This window comes from Leifsonia tongyongensis (assembly GCF_010686705.1).
Taxonomy (GTDB): Bacteria; Actinomycetota; Actinomycetes; order Actinomycetales; family Microbacteriaceae; genus Diaminobutyricibacter; species Diaminobutyricibacter tongyongensis.
The window spans coordinates 21590-44506 of sequence record NZ_JAAGWY010000003.1 but is presented as its reverse complement, the minus strand read 5'-3'; the positions used below and the strand labels follow the sequence as shown (position 1 = coordinate 44506).

Sequence of the window (22917 nt, the reverse complement as noted above, 5' to 3'; positions counted from 1 at the left end):
TGCCCAATTATTGCGTTCTGTGCAAACTTGCACCACTCAAACGACGATATCCGTAGCGGCAATTCAGCATTTCGGGTCTTCGCTCGGCACGGTGCCGTTGACGAAGTAGTCGTCGACCGCGTTGTTCACGCACGAGTTCGACTTGTTGTAGGCGGTGTGTCCCTCGCCCTTGTAGGTGACCAGGTGTCCGTTTTCGAGTTCGTGGGCAAGGTTCTGCGCCCACACGTACGGGGTCGCCGGATCGTTCGTCGTCCCGACGACGATGATCGGCGCCGAACCCGCTGCCGCAATCGGACCGCGCTTGAGCGTCGACGTGTACGGCCAGTTCGCGCAGCCGATGTCGCCGTAAGAAAGGTAGGGCCCGATGACCGGCGCCGCCTTCGAAAGCGCCGCAGCCTGTTGCCGCATGACCGACGGATCGGCGTCGAAGGTGTAGTCGAGGCAGTTGACGGCCGTGAAGGCCTCGGTCGAGTTGTCGGCGTACGTGCCGTCGTCGTTCCGGCTGTTGTAGGCGTCGGCGAGCTGGAAGGCGAACGCAGCGGAGCCTTTCATCACGGCGTCGAACATCTTGCTCAGGTAGCTCCAGCTCGCCCTGTCGTAGAGCGGAAAGATGATCGCGGTCACGAGGGTGTTGGCTCCGAGTTCCCGTCCGTCGGAATTGCGGATCGGACTCGCCTCGACAGCCGCGAGGAGATCGGTGATCGTGGCCATGCCCTCGGCGACGGTGCCCGAGAACGGGCAGTGCGCATGCGCCAGGCAGTCCGTGAGGTAGGCCCGGAGGGCGCTCTCGAATCCCTTGGCCTGGACCTCGGTGACGTCGAAGTTGCTCGAAGCAGGGTCGAGCGCACCGTCGAGGACGAGCCGCCCCGTCTTCTGCGGGTACAGCTCGGCGTAGACGGTTCCCAGGTACGTGCCGTAGGAGTAGCCGAGATAGTTGAGCTTCTTGTCACCGAGGGTCGCCCTCAGCAGGTCGAGGTCGTGCGCGGCACTGAGCGTGTCCACGTGGTCGAGAAGCGCACCGGTCTTCGCGCCGCATGCCTGCCCGAAGTCTTTGGCTGTCTTGACGTTGTTGGCGATCCACTCGTCCGAGCCACGCACGCCGGGTGTGATGTCGTAGAGGTACGCGTCCATCTGGGCCGGCGAGTAGCAGGTGACAGCGGACGACCGCCCGACACCGCGTGGATCGAACCCCACGATGTCGTATGACGCCTGAAGCTTCTTGTCGGCGGCGTAATCGACCGAGTCCCGTATGAAGTCGTACCCGGAAGCCCCGGGGCCACCGGGGTTGATCAGCAGGGATCCGAGCCGCGTTCCCGTCGCGAGGTGGCGGATGAGCGCCAGTTTGATCTCGCCGGCCGACGGGTTGTTCCAGTCCAGCGGGGCTCGCGCCGTCGTGCACTGCATGCCGTTCGAGCAGTTGGTCCAGGAGAGGGTCTGGCGGTAGAAGGGCTGGAGGTCGACCGCGACGTTCTCGGCGACGGGGGTGGACGTCGCGCGTGACTGGGAGGGCAGGAACAGCCCGACGCATCCGCTCAGGGTGAGCGCCACGACCGTGACCGCGGCGAGCAGCGACCACCGTGTCACGACTCGTCGCCCGTGCCGTGCCGTCTTGCCTGTTGTCACACCTTCTCCTTGTTCACGATCGCGCGGAGCCGCGCAGGATGGAGGCGAGCATCGCCTCGAGCGCAAGCGCGGGCGCGACGTTGCCGTCGATGCGTTCGCGCGCGGTGGCGATCGAATCCATTGCTGCGAGGGTATCGGCCGGAGTCGAATGGGTGCTGAGAAGCTCGAGCTCGCCGCGCCGTTCACGGTTGACGAGTTCGCTCGTGCTGCCCAGTTGCAGCATCATCACGTCACGATAGAGCGACAGCAGATCGACGAGGATGCGATCGATGCCGTCTCGGAGGCTGCGTGTGGCCCGCCGTTTCTGATCGTCTTCGAGCTGCCTGAGCTGGCCTCGGAGGGCGGGAGGGATCGTGCCTCCCGGCTCGATGCCGAGTGACCGCAGGGTGTGTTCGCGCTCTTCGGCGTCACGCTCTTCGGTGATCGCCTTCGCATCGGCGCCGGCGATCTCGAGCAGGCGCGCCGCCGCCAGGATCACGTCGGAGACCGACCGGATGCCGAGGGCGATCTCGATGGTCTCCTCACGTCGCCGGCGGGCTTCCGCGTTGGTCGCCAGGCGGTGCGCCATCCCGATGTGGCTCTGGGCTTCACGTGCGGCTCGTTCCGCTAGTGCCTCGTCGACTCCGTCGCGTCGCTGGATCAGCTCGGCTACGTCGGTCGTGCTCGGCACGCGGAGACGCACGGTGCGAACGCGAGACCGGATGGTCGGCAGGAGGTCGGCATCGCTGGGCGCGCACAGGATCCAGACGGTGCGTTCGGGCGGCTCCTCGAGCGCTTTGAGGAGGACGTTCGAGGTGCGCTCACTCATGCGGTCGGCATCTTCGATGATCATCACGCGGTAGTGGCTCGCCGACGGCGAGAACTGCGAGCTCGCGACAAGGCTCCTGACCTCTTCGATCGAGATGATGACGCGGTCGGTGCTGAGGACGGCGAGGTCGGGGTGCGTTCGCGCTTCGACCTGGCGCCGGGTCGCAAGGTCGCCGTCTGGGGTGCCCGGGCTGAGAAGGGCCGTCGCGAATGCGAATGCAAGGTTCGAGCGGCCCGACCCCGGCGGCCCGGTGATGAGCCACGAATGCGTCATCGCGCCGCCGTCTCGCGCGTTCGCCGCTGCCTCGAAGATGGCAATGGCTTCAGCCTGACCTGTCAGGTCGTCCCACACTGCCATGCTCACAGGCTATCGTCTGCCGCCGACGCCGTCGTCTTGTCCACAGGCGGTGTCAGAGCAGGGTCGCGATGCGTCGGCGGATCGCTGCGAAGATCTCGTCGACCGGCTGTGATGCGTCGAGGACGAGGAACCGATCCGGCTCGTCCGCCGCGAGGCCGAGGTACGCCGCGCGTACGCGTGCGTGGAATTCTGCCTTCTCGGCCTCGAGGCGGTCGTAGCGCGTCCGGGCATTGTCCAGTCTCGTGCGTGCCACCGTCTCGTCGAGATCGAGCAGGATCGTGAGGTCGGGGAGAAGGCCTTCGGCGGCCCACAACGACAGCTCACGGATCTCCGCTGGGTCGAGCACCCGCCCGACACCCTGGTAGGCGACGGACGAATCGAGGTAGCGGTCCTGGATCACGACCTCGCCGCGCTTCAGCGCCGGGCGCACGAACGTCGCGATGTGGTGTGCGCGGTCGGCGGCGTAGAGAAGGGCTTCGGCGCGCGGGGCGATGTCGCCGCGATGGTGCAGCACGATTTCGCGGATCTCCACCCCGACCTCGGTGCCGCCGGGCTCGCGCGTTCTGACCACCGTCCGGCCACGTTCGCGGAGCCAGCTCGCAAGTAGCTCTGCCTGCGTCGACTTGCCCGACCCGTCACCGCCTTCGAGCGTGATGAAGAGGCCCTGGTCGTTCCGCTCGCTCACGTGGTCGTCGTAGCCTTGCGCGTGGTCGTGGTCTTCTTCGCCGGAGCCTTCTTGGCCGGTGCGGCCTTCTTTGCTGCCGGCTTCTTCGCCGGTCCCTTTGCGCGCTTGTCGGCGAGCAGCTGGACGGCACGTTCGAAGTCGACCTCCTCGACCATCTCGTTCTTGGGGATGGTCGCATTGGTGACGCCGTCTGTCACGTACGGCCCGAAGCGCCCATCCTTGACCTTGATGGGCTTGCCGCTCACCGGGTCCGCGTCGAATTCCTTGAGTGCGCTCGACGCACGTCGAGCGCCGTACTTGGGCTGCGCGAAGAGTTCGAGGGCGCCGGGAAGGTCGATCGTGAAGATCTCGTCTTCCGACGTCAGCGAGCGCGTGTCGGCGCCCTTCTTCAGGTAGGGCCCATAGCGGCCGTTCTGCGCCTGGATCTCGTCACCTGTCACCGGATCCGCTCCCACGACCCGCGGGAGATCGAGCAGCTGGAGGGCCGTGTCCATGTCGACCGTCGCGAGGTCCATCGATTTGAAGAGCGAAGCGGTACGCGGTTTGGCTGCCGCAGCCTTCTTCGCCGCGGGCTTCTTCTTGGCTGATGCGGGCGCCGGGCTCTCGATGAGTTCTCCGGTCTCGGGATCGACCGTCACCTCGTCGACGCTGATCGCGCCGGGCGCCTCCGGCTCCAGCTCGGTCACGTACGGGCCGAACCGGCCGTCTTTCGCGACGACCTGTTTGCCGTTCGCCGGGTTGATGCCCAGCACACGATCGGTCTGGACCGGTGCGTCGATGAGTTCGAGCGCTTTGGCGGGGGTGAGCTCGTCCGGTGCGAGATCTTGCGGGATGTTCACCCGTCGGGGCGTCGCGCCCTCGGGTGCACCGGGGTCGATGATTTCGAGGTAAGGCCCGTATTTGCCGATGCGCAACGTGATCTCGTCGTCGATGCGGATCGAGTTGATCGTGCGGGCGTCGATGTCACCGAGGTTGTCGATGACCTGGCGGAGTCCCTTGTGCTTCTCGCTGCCGAAGTAGAAACTGTTGAGCCAGTCGTTGCGCGCTGCCTCTCCCCCGGCGATGCGGTCGAGGTCGTCTTCCATCTCGGCAGTGAAGTCGTATTCGACGAGATCGCCGAAATACTCTTCGAGCAGCCGGACCACCGAGAACGCCACCCAGCTCGGAACGAGAGCCTGCCCGCGAGGAGTGACGTATCCGCGATCGACGATGGTGGAGATGATCGAGGCGTAGGTCGACGGACGCCCGACACCCAGCTCTTCGAGCGTCTTGACGAGACTCGCCTCGGTGTAACGCGGCGGCGGCGTCGTCTCGTGTCCCTTGGCCTCGACATCGACGACGTCGAGCTTCTGACCCGCTTCGAGCGGGGGAAGCTTGGCCTCGGCCGGTTCGCTCGACCCGTTCCGTTCCTCGTCGCGTCCTTCTTCATACGCCTGGAGGAAGCCACGGAAGGTGATCACGGTGCCGCTGGCCGAGAGTTCGGCGACAGCCCCCGCATTGTCCCCTTCGGTCACGGACGCTTCGATGGTGACCGATGCGGTCTGGCCTTTCGCGTCGGCCATCTGCGATGCGACGGTGCGCTTCCAGATGAGGTCGTAGAGCCGCATGTCGTTGCCGCGGAGAGCGGATGCGAGCTCGGCCGGCGTGCGGAACGTCTCGCCCGAAGGCCGGATGGCCTCATGGGCCTCCTGAGCGCTCTTGTTCTTGCCCGAATACGTGCGCGGCTTGTCGGGCACCGTCGCGGCGCCATAGAGTGCCGCCGCCTGTTTGCGCGCCGCGTCGGTCGCCTGCTTCGAAAGCGATGGCGAGTCGGTGCGCATATAAGTGATGTAGCCGTTCTCATAAAGCGACTGGGCGACGCTCATGGTCTGGCGAGCGGAGAACCGCAGCTTGCGGGCGGCCTCCTGCTGGAGGGTCGACGTCGTGAACGGTGCAGCGGGACGCCGTGAATAGGGCTTGGACTCCACCTTGCTGACGACGACGGTCGTGCTCGGCAAGGCGATCGCCTGGGCAAGCGATGAGGCAGCCGCTTCATCAAGGGTGCGGGCACTGCTCTTCAGCTGGCCGCGGTCGTCGAAGTCCCGTCCCGTGGCGATGCGTTCGCCCGAGAGCCGCACCAGCCGCGCCTCGAACGAGCCGGCGTTGCCGTCAGCCTGCTCTACCGGCGAGAGCTGCGCAGTGAGGTCCCAGTATCCCGCTGCAACGAAGGCGAGACGCTCCCGCTCGCGGTCGACGACCAGTCGAGTGGCTGCAGACTGCACACGGCCCGCGGACAGGCCGGGTCCGACCTTGCGCCAGAGCACCGGCGAGACCTCGTATCCGTACAGACGGTCGAGGATGCGGCGCGTCTCCTGCGCGTCGACAAGAGCAGAATCGATCTCCCGGGTGTTGTCGCGAGCTTGCTCGATCGCTTCGCGGGTGATCTCATGGAAGACCATTCGGCGGACAGGCACCTTGGGCTTGAGGACTTCGATCAGGTGCCACGCGATGGCCTCGCCCTCGCGGTCTTCATCTGTTGCGAGGAGGAGTTCGTCAGCGTCTTTGAGGGCGCGCTTCAGGTCGGCGACGGTCTTCTTCTTCTGGTCGGACACGACGTAGTACGGTTCGAAGTCGTTCTCGACGTCGACGGAGAATTTGCCGAGCGAGCCTTTCTTCAGCTCCGGCGGGAGGTTCTTGGGCTCGATGAGGTCACGGATGTGGCCCACCGAGGCCATGACCTCGTATCCGTCTCCCAAGTACTGGGCGATCGACTTCACCTTTGTCGGTGACTCGACGATGACCAGCTTCTTCGTGTCTGGCACCTGACTCCTCTTATATACGCATCCTGTGAAGAAACAGCTGGATCCAGGTGGATGCGTTCCCCCGGCGCCACTGGTCAGCTGTGATTGTGAGCAGCGCCGCCCATCAAGGCACACCATACACACCTCCACTGCTCTTACACCTAATCGTTTCTCGGCCGTTCGCCTGCAGCGCAGCCCTTGCGGTAACGCTGAGGTCGAGGAAAATGGCCTGCATGGGTACTACATCAATGGGGACGTACACCGCGAAATTGACCGATGGTCCGCTCGAAGGCAAGACCATCACCGCCGAGTTCCTGGAGTCCGGCGACCCCCGCCCCCGGATCGAGATCAGAGCGGAATCCGGCGGCAAGCGCTACCTCTACACGCGAGGTGGCGGAGTCGAATTCGCGTCCGACGACGCGCTCGACAGCCGGCCGAGCGCCGTCGAGTATCGCTACCTGGAGGCCGTCTTCGACTGACTGCCAGACGGCGCTCTCCTGCGGCCCGGCCCGTGCTCTCGCGCGAACCTCGAAGGCGAGGAACTGCGCTGAGACACGAACGGATGCGATGGGCCCGTCGACGATGCACTCGATGAGCGAGGCTCCGTTGAGTGTTGCCGTCTCGGCCGCGCGTTCGCAGGGGTAGCCGGACACCGCTCCGGACGCGGCGTCGGCGGCGGCGACGGCCGCAGCGTCGGCAGCGCCCGCGACGCGCTGCTTCGCGACGAATGCGGTCGTGATCCCCGCGATGCTCCCGGTCAGTGCGAGAACACCGGCAATGATTCCCACTGCGATGACCGAGATCGAGCCCCTCTCCCCATCCCCCACGTCACAGACCTCCCGCGAGCGCGCACGAACGCGCGACGACGGTCAGCCCGAGTGCGCCGAACGGCCCCGCCGGGCATGGGGAACGCAGACGTGCACACACGAACTCTCCCTCGGGCTCGGTAGAGACCGAGACGTCACCGATCTCGGCGCGTGCTCGGCCGAGCACCGTCGCGACGTCGTCACCACGCCCGAGCCCCCTCGCCGCCGCTGCGGCGGCATCAGTGACGTGCAGCTGATGGGTGACAGCCTGGAGGGCACCGAGGCACAGCGCGATCACGAGGACGATTGCAGGGATCACCGCGGCGATCTCGGCCGTGACACTGCCCTCCTCCGAGCGCAACTGCGGTGCGGCCTCACACATCGATGGAGAGCGCCCGCCGCACCAGGTCGGTGAGAACCTGCCGAACCTCGTCACCACGCAGGATCACCACGAGAAGTCCTGCGAATCCGACAGCGGCCATCGTGGCGACGGCGTACTCGGCCGTCGCCGACCCCCTCTCGTCTGAGATGCCCGTTACAACTCTCGACCAGATGCCCTTCATGTCGCATCCTCTCCTTTCGGTTCGCTGACGCACCCGCGTCCCTGTCATCCATCCTTCGCGACCGGCCGCAGAGGCGAAGGCCTCCGGCGCGATCTGTGGACGGCGCTCAGAGAGTGGCGAATGTGGAGGACACGATGACCAGAACCAGAGGCGCCACTCCGAGGAGCATGAAGGACGGGAGTACGCAGAGGCCGAGCGGCAGCATCAGCCGGACCGCCAGCGACGCGGCAGCAGCCTGGCCGGCACTGCGCTGCACCCGTCGGCGGCGGTCTGCTTCGCTCCGCAGAAGACCTGCTGCTGGAACGCCGGCACGGACTGACAGCTCCAGGACGTGTTCGATCACGTCACCGCCGGCGTCGGCGGCGTCCCCGGGCAGGAATCGGCGGACCGCATCCGCGACGATCCCGCGCGCAACCGGCAGCGCCGCGCCCCCGATCAGAGCGACGGCGAGGAGTTCCAATCCGACCGGCGAGGATGAACCCGCGGATGCTGCGCTACGTGTCAGCCGCACATTCCACGCGGCCCCCAGGACCATCAGCAGCCCGCCACCTGCCAGGAGCCCCCATCCGATCGGGTTACCCGTGAGCGTTCCGAAGGTGTCGAAGCCCAGCACTGCGCCGAAGAACAGCCCGACCAGCGGAAGGACGGAGACCATCTTCGCTGTGAGGACCGGCCCGGCGAGGGCGACGGCGATGTCGCGCTCCGTGTCGCCCTGCCCGCGAAAGGACTCCGCGCACGCCCGAAGGCATGAGGCGAGGGGTGCGCCCGACTCGACGGCGACCCACCACGAGGCGGCAAGGGTGGCCCGCGCTTCCTGGACGCGGGGAGCGGGCCGGTCCCGGCCGTCCATGAGCGCGCCGGCCACGGTGCCGCCGCGCTCGATCGCTTTTCCGACTCTTTCCGCAAGTGGATCGTCAGCCGCTTCTGCGATGTAGGTCCACGCGGCGGTCGGCGCGATCCCCGCCTCCAGCAAGGTGGCGACGGTGTCCGCGATGGTGGCGAGACGGTCGAACGCGACCGAGCCGGCCCGCTTATCGACTCGCATCCGGCATCCTGAGCACGTCGAGCGTGAGCCGCGAGCGATCGTCCGCGCGGAACCGGCCGAAGCCCGAGACGCGGCGGGTGCCGCCGACGCGGGCGACATGTACCACGAGGCCGATCGCGCTCACCGCCTGGCGGGCGATCGATCGGTCGGACATACCGGCCAGCGCACCGACCGCCTCGAGTCGCGCCGGCACGTCGACGAGCGAGTTGGCATGCAGCGTCCCTGCGCCGCCGTCGTGTCCGGTGTTCAGAGCACTCAGCAGGTCCCGGACCTCGGCGCCGCGACATTCACCGAGCACGAGCCGATCGGGGCGCATACGCAACGCCTCCCGGACCAGTTGAGGGAGCCCGACGCTTCCGGCGCCCTCGAGGTTGGACTGGCGGGCCTGCAGACCAACGACGTGAGGGTGGTCGATGCGGAGCTCGGCGACATCCTCGATGAGGACGACCCGCTCGTCCGGTGAGGACTCCGACAGCAAGGCGGCGAGCAGCGTGGTCTTTCCTGCTCCCGCGGCTCCTGTCACCAAGAGGTTCAGTCGCTGTGTCACCGCGCTCCGCAGGATCGCCGCCTGGGCCGTCGTGACGGATCCGGATGCGACGAGTCCGTCGATCGTGAATCGCTCATGGCGCGGCACACGGATGGAGAGGAGCGTGCCCGTCGTCGAAATCGGCGGGAGGACGGCATGGACCCGGATCCCTCCGGCCAGTCGCACGTCGACGCACGGGGTCGCCTCGTCGATGTGGCGACCGCCGAGCCCGATGAGTCGCACGGCAAGGTCACGCGTGGCACGCTCGTCGGCCGGCCATCCACCGAGTCGCTGCACCCCGTCATCGCCGTCCGACCAGAGCTCGGCACCGTTCACGAAGAGGTCGGTGACTCCGCCGCGCGCCAGGTGTGGGGCGAGGGGCCCGAACGGCGTCCAATCGATCGGCCCTGCCTCCGCAGGCAGCCCGACGTCCGGGGCGTGCGGCACGAACGGTACGGCGGACGGGGTTCCAGTGCTGAGCGATCCCATGCCGCGAGGCTACGGCGATCGGCCATGACACCGATCGCACGGGCCCCGGCCTGTGGAAAGGCGAGCCGAAGGAGCCGCTGTGAGGGAATCACTGCGAAGGGGGCGTCGAATGAAACCCGACCGTTAAACAAAGGGGGGCGGCACCTATTGGGGGGAACAGGTGCCGCCACAGCGACGCGTGATTGGGGGGAATCGTTCGCGCCGCACGCCAGAATATACATTCGGCCGGGTATTAGTGTACGCCTATTAACTGGTTGCGCAAGTCTCCCGATCTGGGACGCCCGGCAAGCGGTAATGTCGTAGAAGTCGCGCCACGACCCCTGCCGAAACCAGCATCGCAAAGGAGCGAAACGACTCCCCATGAGCAACACAATCGATAACCTGCTGCACGAGGAACGACGCTTTCCCCCCACAGCCGAGTTCGCCGCCCAGGCCGTGGCCGGCGCCGACCTGTACGAGCGCGCCAAGGCGGATCGTCTCGGCTTCTGGGCCGACCAGTCCCGCGAACTCCTTCACTGGGACAAGCCGTTCACCAAGACTCTCGACTGGTCGAACGCGCCGTTCGCATCCTGGTTCGACGATGGCGAACTCAACGTGGCGTACAACTGCCTCGACCGGCACGTTCTGGCCGGTAACGGAGACCGTGTCGCCATCCACTGGGAAGGCGAGCCGGGCGACAGCCGCTCGATCACGTACGCCGAACTGACGGCGGAGGTCAAGCGGGCGGCCAATCTGCTCACGAGCCTCGGCATCCACGCCGGCGACCGCGTCGCGATCTACCTTCCGATGATCCCTGAAGCCGTCATCGCGATGCTCGCGGTGGCCCGCATCGGAGCCGTCCACTCGGTCGTCTTCGGCGGCTTCAGCTCGGAGAGCCTCCGGTCGCGCATCGACGACGCGAGCGCCAAGCTCGTGATCACAGCGGACGGCGGCTGGCGCAAGGGGAAGGTCTTCCCGCTCAAACCCGCTGTGGATGCCGCCCTTGCGGCCGGCGACTCGACGGTCGAGAACGTCCTGGTCGTCAAGCGCGGGGGCAACGACGTCGAGTGGACCGAGGGCCGAGACCTGTGGTGGCATGACGAGCTCGCCCAGGTCGACGCCGACCATGTGGCGAAGCCGTTCGGCGCCGAGCAGCCCCTCTTCATCCTCTACACGAGCGGGACCACGGGGAAGCCCAAGGGCATCCTCCACACCTCCGGCGGCTACCTCACCCAGACCGCGTTCACCCACCGGAACGTCTTCGACCTGCACCCCGAGACCGATGTGTACTGGTGCACGGCCGACGTCGGCTGGGTCACGGGACACAGCTACGTCGTCTACGGACCGCTCGCGAACGGCGCCACCCAGGTGCTGTACGAGGGCACCCCGGACACACCGCACCAGGGTCGCTGGTGGGAGATCATCGAGAAGTACAAGGTGTCGCTCTTCTACACCGCCCCCACGGCCATCCGCTCGTTCATGAAGCTGGGCCGGCAGATCCCGCAGGGCTTCGACCTCAGCAGCCTGCGCGTGCTCGGCTCGGTCGGAGAGCCGATCAACCCTGAAGCCTGGATGTGGTACCGCGAGGTCATCGGCGGCGGGTCGACACCCATCGTCGACACCTGGTGGCAGACCGAGACCGGCGCCATCATGATCTCGGCCCTTCCTGGCGTGACCGCGACGAAGCCCGGCAGTGCGCAGACCCCGCTCCCCGGCATCGTGATCGATGTGCTCGACGACGCCGGCGAACACGTGGGGCACGGCAACGGAGGCCTTCTCGTCGTCACCGAACCCTGGCCCAGCATGCTGCGCGGCATCTGGGGCGACCCGGAGCGCTTCAAGGAGACCTACTGGGAGAAGTTCGGCGACAAGTACTTCGCCGGCGACGGTGCACGCCTGGACGAAGACGGCGACATCTGGCTCCTCGGTCGGGTCGACGACGTCATGAACGTCTCCGGTCATCGCCTGTCGACCGCGGAGATCGAGTCGGCGCTGGTCGCGCATCCGCTCACCGCCGAGGCGGCCGTCGTCGGCGCCAGCGACGAGACGACCGGTCAGGCCGTGGTCGCGTTCGTCATCATCAAGCAGAGCCAGCAGGAGGTGGCGGATTCCGAGGATGTCGCCGCTGTGCTCCGCGCGCACGTCGCTGAGCAGATCGGGGCGATCGCACGACCCCGCCAGATCTTCGTCGTGAACGAGCTGCCCAAGACCCGCTCCGGCAAGATCATGCGGCGCCTCCTCCGCGATGTGGCAGAAGGTCGCGAGATCGGTGACACGACGACGCTCGCGGACACGACCGTGATGACGATCATCCAGGGCAAGCTGAAGTAGTCCCGGGGTCGAGTCGTCACCAACTCCCTTTCCGGAGCGGAAATGACGGTAGTTGGTGACGACTCGACGCGGTCAGTCGAACGCGCGGGTCAGTCGAACGCGAGGACCAGTTCGACCTCGACGGGCGCGTCCAGGGGCAGGACCGCGACGCCGACCGCTGAGCGTGCGTGGACGCCCGCGTCACCGAAGATCTCTCCCAGCACTTCGGACGCGCCGTTGATGACACCCGGCTGGCCGGTGAACGACGGGTCGGATGCGACGAACCCGACGACCTTGACGATTCGCGTGACGCGGTCGAGCGATCCGATCACGCCTTTGGCCGCCGCCAGGGCGTTGAGCGCGCAGATCCGGGCGTAGTCCTTCGCGTCGCTCGCCGGGACGAGCCCGTGGCCGTCACCGACCTTGCCGGTCGCGGGGAGCGCCCCCGACACCATCGGGAGCTGGCCGGACGTGAAGACCAGCGACCCCTCCACCACCGCGGGGATGTACGCGGCTACAGGAGGAACGATCTCCGGGAGCTCGATCCCGAGCTCGGCGAGCCGTTCGTCGATCGTCGTCACTGGTCGCCTCCTGCCGTCTGGAGCACGGGCCGCTTGAGGTAGGCGACGAGGCCGCCTTCCGGGCCGGAGATGACCTGGACCAGCTCCCAGCCCTCGGAACCCCAGGTATTGAGGATGGCCGCAGTGTTGTGGATGATCAGCGGGATCGTCGCGTATTCCCAGCGGGGCATGGTTCTCCTCGTGTGTTCGGCTCGGCCGTTCAGGGGGTTTGTCAGGTTTCTGACCTACGCTTGATTCTATGTCTGCCAAAAATTCCCCGGCTAGAGGTGCGCTCCCTGCGCTTGGCGCGTTCGTCGGCATGAGTGTCGTCGCGGGCCTCCTCGTCACTGCCGCCGTCACCCCCGCCATCGCGGTGACCGGCATGGCCGCAAACGACAGCATCGGTGTTTTCGAGGGTCTCCCGGAGTATCTCTCCGTCGGAGAGCTCGCCCAGCCGACCACAATCTACGCGAAGGCGGGCAACGGAACCAACGTTCCGCTCGCCACCTTCTACGCCCAGAACCGGCTTCCGGTCAAGTTCGACCAGATCTCCCAGTCCGCAAAGGATGCAGCGATCGCCGGCGAAGACCCGCGTTTCTACTCGCACGGCGGCGTCGACATCCAGGGCACCATCCGTGGCGCGCTCTTCACTGCGCTCAAGAAGGACACCCAGGGCGGTTCGTCGATCACCCAGCAGTACGTGAAGAACGTCCTGCTGCAGAAGTGCGAGGCGAAACCGGTCAAGACGGATGCGGACCAGAAGGCGTACGACGCTTGCGTGGAGAACTCCACGGGCGTCACACCGGACCGGAAGCTCAAGGAGATGAAATACGCGATCGGTCTCGAGAAGAAGTACACGAAGGACCAGATCCTCGACGGGTACCTCAACATCGCCGGATTCGGTGGAAGCGTCTACGGAATCGAAGCCGCCGCCCGCTACTACTACGGCGTCACCTCCAAGGCCCTGACCCCGTCTCAGGCCGCCAGCCTGGTCGCCATCGTCAACCAGCCGACCGCGCTCAAGCTCGACGACCCGACGAGCAAGACCAACGGGGCCGCGAACGGGTACGCGGCGAACAAGGAACGCCGCGACTACATCCTCGGCAAGATGTTCGAGTACAAGAAACTCACCAAAGCGCAGTACGAAGAGGCGCTGAAGACGAAGATCACCCCGAAGATCACCCCCTCAGTCCGCGGCTGCCAGACGGCGGGCGGTTCGGCCTACTTCTGCGACTACGTGCAGAAGATCGCGCTGAACGACCCGGCCTTCGGTGCGACCCCGGAGATCCGCACCTCGAACTTCTACCGGGGCGGCTACAAGATCTACACGAGCCTCGACCTCGACATGCAGGGTGCAGCAGAAGGCTCCATCCGCGACTACGTCCCGAAGACGTACGACCGGGCCAACCTCGGTGCTGCCGCCACGGGCGTGCAGCCCGGCACCGGTCGCGTGCTGTACATGGCGCAGAACAAGGACTACAGCCAGGATCCCGAGGTGCTGAAGTCCGGCGCCAATTACACGTCGATCAACTACAACACCGATCAGGCGTACGGCGGCTCGAGCGGCTTCCAGACGGGATCGACGTACAAGGTCTTCACGCTGGCAGCCTGGCTCCAGGCCGGTCACTCGCTGAACGAGACCGTCAACGCGAACCCGCGGACCTACGACGCGTCGACGTTCAAGAACAGCTGTGACGGCCCGGCGGGCGGCTCATACCACCCGACGAACGACTCCGCCGGCGAGGGCGGCATCATGAGTGCCCAGACCGCGACGACCGAATCGGTCAACACGGCGTACATCGCGATGGCCCACCAGCTCGATCTCTGCGACATCCGCCATGACGCTGAGGCGTTCGACGTGCACCGTGCAGACGGAGCAACGCTCAAGAGCCTCCCGAGCTCCGTGCTCGGCATCAACGAGATCGCGCCGCTGACGATGGCGACCGCCTTCGCTGGGATCGCCAACAAGGGCGTTGTCTGCACCCCGATCGCGATCGACAAGATCGTCGACGGCTCGGGCAAGGACGTTCCGGCCCCGAAGTCGAAGTGCACTCAGGCGGTCGATCCGCAGGTGGCGGCCACCATGGCGTACGCGCTGACGAAGGTCGTGCAGAACGGTACCGCTGCCGGTATGAACCCGACCAACGTCGACATGCTCGCCAAGACCGGTACGACCGAGAACAACGAGCAGATCTGGCTCGTCGCGTCGACCACCAAGATGGCCGGCGCCTATTGGGTCGGCAACATCGACGGCCACGTCTCGATGCGCAGCATCTATCCGACCCACGGCACGACCCCCGCTCTCGCGCGAACGGCTGTGATGCGCGCCATCATGGGCGCGTCCGTCGCCAAGTTCGGTGGAGACCCGTTCCCGACGCCCGACCAGAAGCTCCTGCAGGGTGTGCAGGTACAGGTGCCCGACCTCAGCGGCCGCAGCCCGGTCGAAGCGAAGTCGATCATCGAGGGGCTCGGCCTGACGTATGCGGACGGCGGTCCCCGAGACTCCGTCAAGCCGGCCGGAACGGTCGACAGCACCGACCCAGGCGCCGGCGCGAGCGTCAGCAAGGGCACGGTGATCACGGTGTACACCAGCAACGGATCGCTCGTCGCCCTGCCGAACGTCGTCGGCAAGAAGGTCTCGGACGCCCAGGCGGCCCTCAGCGGCTTCTCCGTGCAGGTGAAGGGCGGGGGTAACCCCGACGACATCGTCAAATCCATGGATCCCGCTGCGGGAACCGGAGTGAAGCCGGGCTCGAAGGTCACCCTGACGGTCCAGCAGCAGCCGACTGCACCGCCGACCGGAGCGCCGAAACCATAGTGTCTCGCTCACCGGGACGCAGCGCCGCCACCGCAATCGCGGTGGCGGGCGCTGCGTCCGCGGCCGCGTTCGCCTGGGGAACCCTGGTCGAGCGCAAGAGGTTCACCCTGCGGAGGGTCAGCGTGCCCGTCCTGCCGGCGGGTGCTCGCCCGATCCGGGTGCTTCACCTGTCCGACCTGCACATGGCCCCCTGGCAGAAGGACAAGCAGGAGTGGGTCAGGTCGCTCGCCGACCTCGATCTCGACCTCATCGTCGATACCGGGGACAACCTCGGGCATGTCGATGGGCTGTCGGGTGTCGAGTACGCCTTCGAGCGATTCCGTGGCATCCCCGGCGTCTTCGTGCACGGCTCCAACGACTATTACGGGCCGCAGGCCAAGAATCCGCTCAAATACTTCTCCGGTCCGTCGAAGGTCGCATCGACTGCAGCACTTCTCGACAATGCCGCCCTCACCGCCTACTTCGACGACCTCGGCTGGCTCGATCTCAACAACGCCGCGGGCTCCATCGACCTTCAGGGCACCCACATCGAGTTCTTCGGCGTGAACGACCCCCATCGCCATTTCGACCGGCTCGAGCTCATCCCGGGTGCGCTGGAAGAGTTGCGCGAGAACGACCCGTACGCCGAGGATGCGACGTGGCCGGAGGACGCCCCGCGCAAGGAACGCCCCACGCTGACGATCGGTGTCGCCCACGCTCCATACCAGCGCGTGCTCGATACGTTCGTCACCTATGGCGCGTCACTGATCTTCGCCGGCCACACCCATGGCGGCCAGGTCTGCCTTCCCGGCTTCGGCGCTCTCGTCACCAACTGCGACATCCCGCGGCGTCAGGCGAAGGGTTTGAGCATCTGGCGGCACGCCTTCCGCTCCGCCTACCTCAACGTCTCGGCCGGTCTCGGCACCTCGATCTACGCGCCGGTCCGGTTCGCCTGCCCGCCCGAGGCAACCCTGCTGACGCTCGTCCCCGCACGCTGAGCGCCGGCTGACTGGTCAACGACCCCGCTCCGCAGCGTGTATCCTAGTTGAGGCCTTCGGGCCACTCGGGGTGTGGCGCAGCTTGGTAGCGCGCTTCGTTCGGGACGAAGAGGTCGTGGGTTCGAATCCCGCCACCCCGACCCATGCTGTTGCCGGAGCTCATCGCTCCGGCAACAGTCGTTTAACGGGTCGCTGTGTTAGTTCTCAGCGGCCGCCGGGGCGCCCAGCCGCTCAGCGACGATCTGAAGCGAGCGGATGCGCGCATCCACTGTCGCCGCTCCGGATGCGATCATCAGCTCGTCGGCCCCTGTGGAGTGGAGCAGCGAAGTAAGCCGCGCCTCGACCTCGTCGGGCGTCCCGACGGCCTGCCGGGCGATCCTCGCGGCGATGAACTCTTCTTCGATCGGCGTGAACTCGTGCGCGAGCGCTTCCTCGATGCTGACGGGCTGCGGTTTTGCGCCCTGCCTCATCCTCAGGAACGACAACTGGCCCGGCAGCGATTGGGCCCGCACGACCTCGGGATCGTCGTCCGAGATCACGTTCACCGCGATCATGCTGTGCGGCTTGTCGAGGATGTCGCTCGGGGTGAAGCGGGACCGGTAGAGCTCGAGCGCGGCCTCGGTGTTCTCGCCCGCGAAATGGTGCGCGAACGCGAAGGGCAGCCCGAGTGCCGCGGCCACCTGTGCGCTGTATCCGCTCGACCCGAGGAGCCAGATCTGCGGCGCGTCGCCGAGCCCGGGGACGGCGGTGATCGTGTGCAGGGGATTGGAGTCGGCGAGGCCTCCGTAGAAGAACCCGAAGAGGTCGAGGAGCTGCTGCGGAAAGTCTTCGACGCCGAGGCCTTCTGCGCTGCGCCGGAGCGCCATGGCGGTTGCGCCGTCCGTGCCTGGGGCGCGACCGATACCGAGGTCGATGCGGTCGCCGTAGAGGGCCCGCAGCGTGCCGAACTGTTCGGCCACGACGAGTGGCGCATGGTTCGGGAGCATCACTCCCCCGCTTCCGACGCGGATGCGTTCCGTCGCCGCGGCGATGCCCGCGATCAGGACCGCAGGTGCGCTGGATGCGATCGCGGGCATCCCGTGATGCTCTGCGACCCAGAAACGCGTGTACCCGAGCCGCTCAGCCTCCTGGGCGAGTCGGATGGAGCCGTGGACGGCATCCGCGTTGCTTGCGCCGTACGGGCGGCTTGCGAGGTCGAGGACGTTGAGGGGAACGGATGCGAGCGGGTCGGATGCGTGGGGAGCAGAGGTCACCATGATGGCAACCACGGATCACACGCCGTGATTCCCGGGCTCACCTCGCGTGGCCCCGGACTGCTGCGCGTCGGACGCACCTTACCGTTGCGTGGATTCCCGTCGACGGCGAGCTGTGACGATCACGACGACGATGATCCCGCCGAGTACAAGCACAAGCCCGGCTGCGAAGAGCGACGTGCTGATGACCGAACCGGTGTCGGCCAGACCGCTGCCCGAACCGGACGATGTCGTCGTGGTGGTCGAACTCGAGCCGGCCGGGTCGTCGGCCGGGATCACTGTAACGGTGGCTGTCGTCGCACGGTGGCTGGTCTGGCCTGTGCCGGTGATCTCGTAGGCGCCGCTCGCATCCCGCGGAACGGTGACGAGGAGCAGAGCGCCTCCATCGGACGCCGACGTCTTCACCACGCTCGCCGTACTCAGGGAGGTGCGGAACGACGCGAGATGTGCATCTGCACCGTTCTGCCCGGATACGACGTAGCTGACGCTCTCGGAGTCGTCGAAGGTACCCGGCACGCAGGTGAGGGTGGCGGATTCTCCGCCTTGAACCGTTGTCGGGCTGAGACTGCAGCCGCCCGCGCTGGTGTAATCGTCGTCGCCGGTGGCGTTGGCCGCCAGCGGCGCCGCGAACGTGCCGGCGACGACGAGGAGCAGTGTGGCGAGCAGCTTCCTGGACATGGGCGGCGCCTCCGGACGATCAGGTGCAGACACGTCGGGGCAGCCCGACATGATGAATCCTCAGTTTACGGAGCCGTACACGTCAGGGCAACATTCGGAGCCACGATGCCACCCAGAGTGGGGGTAACGGTGAGACGCGCATCCGCAACCTTCTGCTTCACGTTGAGGAGGTCGACGATCACCGTCTTCGTGACGCCAGGCCGAAGATCGACCGTCGACACACTCACGGGTCGTCCCGCATCCGTTGCCGCCAGGCTCGGATTGCCTCGTGCGCCGCCTCCGCTCGCTCCAACCAGCAATCCGCCCTCGGCGCCGTAGACGACCACACGAGTGCGGATCATTCCAGGCATGACGCCGAAGATGCCGTTGCCCGTCACGTACGCGGGAAGCGATTCCCCGGCGTCAGCCGGCGCCATGCTCGTCAGGCTGATGGTCACCCGCGACGCCGGGGTGCCATCGGCGCGACAGACGCCAGATGCGACAGACACCGTCGACTTCAGGTAGTAGTCCATCTTGCCGCCGGTCGCGTCATTGAAATAGACCCCGATCCCGGCCATCCTGCTCGTCGAGGCGGGGAGGCCTCCCGCGAGGGTGGTCGAAGCGAGCACCGACTGCTCGGCAGGATGACCACTCCAGATCAGCAGGCGCCGCTCGCCGCCGGCACGTGACAGCGCACTGACCAGGGCCGTCGCATCCGCGGCGCCCGACACGACCTTCGCGAACACTGCCGAAGCAGCCGATGCGAAGACCGCGTCCTGCGCGGCCGGATCCGGATAGTCATGGTAGACATCGCTCAGGAGCAGGGGAACGGCATTGCCCGCCTCCAGCCGGCGGCCGTCCGCGATGGTAACCGGACCCGTCGCCTCCAGCAGGTAACCGATGGTCACCGGATCGATGGCGATCACCCCGTCGATCCGTCCGCCGAACCTGTTCGTCCACATCTTCGATGCCAGCTGGGCACTCACGGGAAAGTACGGTGTCGCACCGACGTCCTGTACGTAGCGACCGACGACCGTCCCGTACAGTCCCTCCGTCGCGGTCGGAAGCGCCATGACGGGTTGCACGAGCGCAGGAAAGTCGGCGGTGGACGCGTGGGAGACGAGGCTGACCGCGCCCTTGTCCGCATGGATGAGGATGAGCGACCCGACGAGACCCCCTGTCGCCCGCAGCTCGGCGGGGTTCTGCGCGAGCAGCAGGATGTTCCGCGGTCCGTCGGCTCCGAGCATCCCGGGCACGATGCGCACGCTGTTCGCCAGCGCGGTGAGCGTGGGGCCGACGCGATCGACGGCGTCCCTGACTCTCTCGACTGCGTGGGAGACGACGCCGAGCGTTCCCTTCGTCGAAATGGCTGCGACCGAGCGCTGCACGTCGTCGTATGCATGCTGCACCCGCTCGACCGTCGGCGTCGCCGCCACCAGGGGCCCCAACGCCAAGGTGCCATCCGACGGCTTGAACGTCTCGATGTCGACGGACTCCGAGACGGCGACGAGCGGGGACACGATCCTGTCGGAGATCGCCCTCGCCGCTGCCGCCAGCTCGCGCGCGGCGGTCAGATTCGGGCCCGCCACCGGCAGGACCTCGGCAGCACGCCACACCGGGTCGTCGGTGAGGCTTGCGGCCTGGTGAGCATGGGCGCTGAGCTCGTTCGCCGCCGAGCGTGCCGCGGCAAAATGACCCGACGCGACGGAACTCTCGATCTCACTGGCGAGCGGGGTGATCTCGTGCAGTTCCTGTTTGGCGAGGAGCCCGCGTATCCCGATCCATCCGACCACTCCCGCGATGACCAGGACGAGGCCCGCGACGACGAGCGAGATCGCGCGGCGTCGAGTAGGGATCTTCGGGGCGGGCTCCATCCCGTAAATCTAACAATTCCTCAGCTTTTGCAGGGAGCCTCAGCCACCCCCAAGCGGGGGGCTTGCCAACGCCGGCGCCCCGGCCGAAGTCGCGCGGTCAGCGCCGCCCGAGGCTCCGGTACGTCCATCCTGCAGACCGCCATGCTGCGGCGTCGAGACTGTTGCGTCCGTCGACGATGATCTGGCCACGCACCCGCCCCGCCGTCTGGACAGGGTCGAGGGCCTTGTACTCCGGCCACTCGGTGACGAGCACCACAGCATCCGCATCGTGAAGTGCCGTGTTCGCGTCGTCCGCGTACGTGAGTTGCGGATGTGTGCGGCGTGCGTTGGCGATCGCATGCGGATCGGTCGCGATGACCTTCGCGCCGAGCCCACGCAGCTGAACGGCGACATCGAGCGCGGGAGAATCGCGCACGTCATCGGAGTGCGGCTTGAACGCGAGCCCCAGGACGGCGATCCGCTTGCCGTTCACCTGGCCGCCGAGCAGCTCCACCAGCAGGTCGATGACGCGCTGCCTCCGCCGCAGGTTGATCTGATCGACCTCCTTGAGGAACACGACGGACTCCCCGCGGCCGAGCTCCTCGGCGCGCGCGATGAACGCCCTGATGTCCTTGGGAAGACACCCGCCGCCGAACCCCACGCCGGCGTTGAGAAAGCGTCGGCCGATGCGCGAGTCGTATCCGATCGCATCCGCCAGAGCCGTGACATCCGCCCCCGTCACCTCGGCGATCTCCGCCATGGCATTGATGAACGAGATCTTCGTCGCCAGAAAGGCGTTCGCCGACACCTTGACGAGCTCCGCAGTTGCGTAGTCGGTCACGACGAGCGGGGTGCCGCCTTCGATGGCGGATGCGTAGACCCGGTCGAGAGCGCTCGTCGCCCTGGCGCCCGGTTCACCGTCGGGCACGCCGTAGACCAGGCGGTCCGGCTTGATCGTGTCTGCAACGGCGAAGCCCTCCCGGAGGAATTCCGGGTTCCAGGCGAGAATCGCGCCCGGAGCCGTCGAAGCAAGCGTTTCGCTCAGCCTCGCTGCCGTGCCGACGGGTACCGTGCTCTTTCCCACGACGACGTCGCCTGGCGTGAGATGGGGTGCCAACGCCTCGAACGCGGCGTCGACGAAACGGAGATCGGCGGCGTTGCCACCGTACTGCTGCGGTGTGCCGACGGCCACGAAATGCACCGTCGCGCCGGCGGCGTCGGCGATGTCGGTGCTGAACCTCAGCCGTCCGCTCGCCATGGCCGTCGCCAGAATCTCAGGCAGGCCGGGTTCGAAGAACGGGGGGATGCCCGCTGACAGGCTCTCGATCTTCGCGGTGTCCACGTCGATTCCGACCACCTCGTGGCCCAGCTCGGCCATCGCCGCTGCGTGGACCGCGCCCAGGTATCCGCATCCGATCACGGAAATCTTCATTGTGTTGGTCCTCGTATCAGGTGAAGTCCGGGTCGGGCTCGGCGGTGTAGGCGGCACTCCCCGCGTCGACGGGCCAGCGGCGCCTGCCGTTGTTGAGAACACCCTGGCTCTCCTGCAGGTAGCACGCGCCGCACAGCGACTCGTAGCTCACCGATGCGCCGTCGATCGCCACCTGGTCGCCGTCGAACACGAAGATGCCGTCGATCTTGCGCGCGTTGAAGATCGCCTTGCGGCCGCAGCGACAGATCGTCTTCAGCTCTTCGAGGCTGTGCGCGATCTCGAGGAGCCGTCGGCTGCCGGGGAAGGCGACCGTCTGGAAGTCCGTGCGAATACCGTATGCCAATACGGGAATGTCTTCGAGCAGGGCGATCCGGAGCAGGTCGTCGACCTGTGCTTCGGTGAGGAATTGCGCTTCGTCGACCAGGAGGCAGCTGACATCGCGACCGTACCGCTTGATCGTGCGCTCCCGGTGCTGCTGGAAACGCCCGTATGCGTCGGTCTCGGGTGCGATCAGGAAGTCGACCTCACGCGTGACACCGAGCCGCGACAGGATACCCATGTCGCCCTTGGTGTCGATCGCGGGCTTGGCCAGGAGGACCCGATGGCCGCGCTCCTCATAGTTGTACGCCGCCTGCAACATCGCAGTGCTCTTACCGCTGTTCATCGCGCCGTATCGGAAATACAGTTTTGCCACGAGTCGATCCTACGGGGTGGCGCACCCGGTCTCAGGTGAGGTAGCCGTCCTCCGCGGCGCGCCGGATGAGATCCGCTCGCGAACTCGTCGGTCGCCCGACCTTTCCGTACTTCTCGCGCACACGCCTCAGGTAGGTCTTGGCGGTCTCGTACTGCACACCCATTTCGCGCGCGACCTGCCCGGTGGTGCGGCCGTCGGCGTACAGGGAGAGCGCGAGCCGCTCCCCCTCGCTCAGATGGGGGCGGGCGACCTGCTTCGCTCCGGTCGGGAGCGGCCGCCAAGCCGGTTGGGGGGATGTGGTGCCATCGAGGCCCATGACCGTTCGCGCCACGGCCATCACTTCGGTCATCGGCTGCGACTTGTTGAGGTAGGCGGCTGCGCCCGCCGCGATGGCACTGTCGCGGTCCGCCTGCGTGTCGATCGCCGTCAGTACGATCACTTTCGCTCCGGCCGCGCGGCAGGTGCGCACCCTGGCGCCGATCGAGACGCTCTCGCGCAACTGCAGGTCCATCATCACGAGATCGGTCGGAAATGCGCTGCTGTGCACCAGGTCGAGCCAGGTGCTGACGCGCAGCACGAGCTCGAATTCGGGCGCGTTCGCCGTGATCCAGCTGGCGAGGCTGTCGAGCAGCAGTTCGTGATCGTCGAGAAGGGCGAGCCGGATCGGCCCCGACTTCATGCTGGGTGCGGGATTGCTCATCG

At 66.7% G+C, this 22917-nt stretch carries 20 protein-coding genes and 1 tRNA gene; 4 read left to right on the top strand and 17 right to left on the bottom strand.

The window, feature by feature from the left end; all coding sequences use genetic code 11:
* Positions 1-63 precede the first annotated feature (63 nt).
* From G3T36_RS13675 to G3T36_RS13635, 9 genes are all read right to left on the bottom strand, one after another.
* A complete protein-coding gene (locus tag G3T36_RS13675) occupies positions 64-1584 on the bottom strand; it encodes an alpha/beta hydrolase (RefSeq protein ID WP_420811053.1) in 1521 nt (506 codons plus the stop codon).
* Between the two features lie 52 nt (positions 1585-1636).
* A complete protein-coding gene (locus G3T36_RS13670) occupies positions 1637-2788 on the bottom strand; it encodes a DNA polymerase III subunit delta' (protein WP_163290381.1) in 1152 nt (383 codons plus the stop codon).
* Positions 2789-2840: 52 nt separating this feature from the next.
* On the bottom strand, positions 2841-3473 hold the full coding sequence (tmk, locus tag G3T36_RS13665) for a dTMP kinase (protein ID WP_163290380.1): 633 nt from the start codon (positions 3471-3473) through the stop codon (positions 2841-2843).
* Positions 3470-6274 (bottom strand): type I DNA topoisomerase, encoded by a 2805-nt coding sequence (gene topA, locus G3T36_RS13660; RefSeq protein ID WP_163290379.1) that lies wholly within the window; start codon positions 6272-6274, stop codon positions 3470-3472. The genes tmk and topA overlap by 4 nt, the downstream gene beginning before the upstream one ends.
* A gap of 224 nt (positions 6275-6498) precedes the next feature.
* Positions 6499-7080, bottom strand: coding sequence for an Rv3654c family TadE-like protein (locus G3T36_RS19845; protein WP_338031585.1), 582 nt, complete (start codon positions 7078-7080; stop codon positions 6499-6501).
* A gap of 1 nt (position 7081) precedes the next feature.
* The gene (locus G3T36_RS13650; RefSeq protein WP_163290378.1) at positions 7082-7441 is read right to left on the bottom strand and encodes a TadE family type IV pilus minor pilin; all 360 of its coding nucleotides are present in this window, start codon (positions 7439-7441) and stop codon (positions 7082-7084) included.
* Entirely contained in the window at positions 7434-7622 is a 189-nt protein-coding gene (locus G3T36_RS13645) for a DUF4244 domain-containing protein (RefSeq protein WP_163290377.1), read from the bottom strand. Before G3T36_RS13645 ends, G3T36_RS13650 begins: the two co-directional genes overlap by 8 nt.
* A 106-nt stretch (positions 7623-7728) precedes the next feature.
* A complete protein-coding gene (locus tag G3T36_RS13640) occupies positions 7729-8667 on the bottom strand; it encodes a type II secretion system F family protein (protein WP_163290376.1) in 939 nt (312 codons plus the stop codon).
* Positions 8654-9682 (bottom strand): TadA family conjugal transfer-associated ATPase, encoded by a 1029-nt coding sequence (locus tag G3T36_RS13635; RefSeq protein ID WP_163290375.1) that lies wholly within the window; start codon positions 9680-9682, stop codon positions 8654-8656. Before G3T36_RS13635 ends, G3T36_RS13640 begins: the two co-directional genes overlap by 14 nt.
* Positions 9683-10042: 360 nt before the next feature.
* Here G3T36_RS13635 and acs point away from each other — a divergent pair, with 360 nt between their 5' ends.
* Positions 10043-11992: an acetate--CoA ligase gene (gene acs, locus G3T36_RS13630; RefSeq protein ID WP_163290374.1), complete on the top strand. Its 1950-nt coding sequence runs from the start codon at positions 10043-10045 to the stop codon at positions 11990-11992.
* An 89-nt stretch (positions 11993-12081) separates the two neighbouring features.
* Here acs and G3T36_RS13625 read toward each other — a convergent pair whose 3' ends face one another.
* Positions 12082-12552: an Atu1372/SO_1960 family protein gene (locus tag G3T36_RS13625; RefSeq protein ID WP_163290373.1), complete on the bottom strand. Its 471-nt coding sequence runs from the start codon at positions 12550-12552 to the stop codon at positions 12082-12084.
* The gene (gene sp36, locus G3T36_RS13620; RefSeq protein WP_163290372.1) at positions 12549-12722 is read right to left on the bottom strand and encodes a Sp36 family protein; all 174 of its coding nucleotides are present in this window, start codon (positions 12720-12722) and stop codon (positions 12549-12551) included. The genes G3T36_RS13625 and sp36 overlap by 4 nt, the downstream gene beginning before the upstream one ends.
* A 68-nt stretch (positions 12723-12790) precedes the next feature.
* Between sp36 and G3T36_RS13615 the strand changes: the two genes are divergently transcribed.
* The 3 genes from G3T36_RS13615 to G3T36_RS13605 all read left to right on the top strand — a co-directional run bounded on the left by G3T36_RS13615 (position 12791) and on the right by G3T36_RS13605 (position 16466).
* The gene (locus G3T36_RS13615; RefSeq protein ID WP_163290371.1) at positions 12791-15349 is read left to right on the top strand and encodes a transglycosylase domain-containing protein; all 2559 of its coding nucleotides are present in this window, start codon (positions 12791-12793) and stop codon (positions 15347-15349) included.
* Positions 15349-16326, top strand: coding sequence for a metallophosphoesterase (locus G3T36_RS13610; RefSeq protein ID WP_163290370.1), 978 nt, complete (start codon positions 15349-15351; stop codon positions 16324-16326). Before G3T36_RS13615 ends, G3T36_RS13610 begins: the two co-directional genes overlap by 1 nt.
* A gap of 66 nt (positions 16327-16392) precedes the next feature.
* A tRNA-Pro gene (locus tag G3T36_RS13605) sits at positions 16393-16466 on the top strand.
* Positions 16467-16523: 57 nt separating this feature from the next.
* On the opposite strand, the gene G3T36_RS13600 is transcribed toward G3T36_RS13605, so the two are convergent.
* The 6 genes from G3T36_RS13600 to G3T36_RS13575 form a co-directional block, all read right to left on the bottom strand.
* Positions 16524-17582 carry an LLM class flavin-dependent oxidoreductase gene (locus tag G3T36_RS13600; protein ID WP_163290369.1) on the bottom strand — a complete coding sequence of 353 codons (1059 nt, stop codon included), beginning with the start codon at positions 17580-17582 and terminating at the stop codon, positions 16524-16526.
* A 78-nt stretch (positions 17583-17660) separates the two neighbouring features.
* The gene (locus G3T36_RS13595; RefSeq protein WP_163290368.1) at positions 17661-18257 is read right to left on the bottom strand and encodes a hypothetical protein; all 597 of its coding nucleotides are present in this window, start codon (positions 18255-18257) and stop codon (positions 17661-17663) included.
* Positions 18258-18322: 65 nt separating this feature from the next.
* Positions 18323-20110, bottom strand: a complete 1788-nt coding sequence (locus G3T36_RS13590) for a DUF4012 domain-containing protein (protein WP_163290367.1) — start codon at positions 20108-20110, stop codon at positions 18323-18325.
* Positions 20111-20207: 97 nt separating this feature from the next.
* A complete protein-coding gene (locus tag G3T36_RS13585) occupies positions 20208-21521 on the bottom strand; it encodes a UDP-glucose dehydrogenase family protein (RefSeq protein WP_163290366.1) in 1314 nt (437 codons plus the stop codon).
* A 16-nt stretch (positions 21522-21537) separates the two neighbouring features.
* On the bottom strand, positions 21538-22215 hold the full coding sequence (locus tag G3T36_RS13580) for a thymidine kinase (RefSeq protein WP_163290365.1): 678 nt from the start codon (positions 22213-22215) through the stop codon (positions 21538-21540).
* Positions 22216-22246: 31 nt separating this feature from the next.
* Positions 22247-22915, bottom strand: a complete 669-nt coding sequence (locus tag G3T36_RS13575; protein ID WP_163290364.1) for a response regulator transcription factor — start codon at positions 22913-22915, stop codon at positions 22247-22249.
* Positions 22916-22917 lie beyond the last annotated feature (2 nt).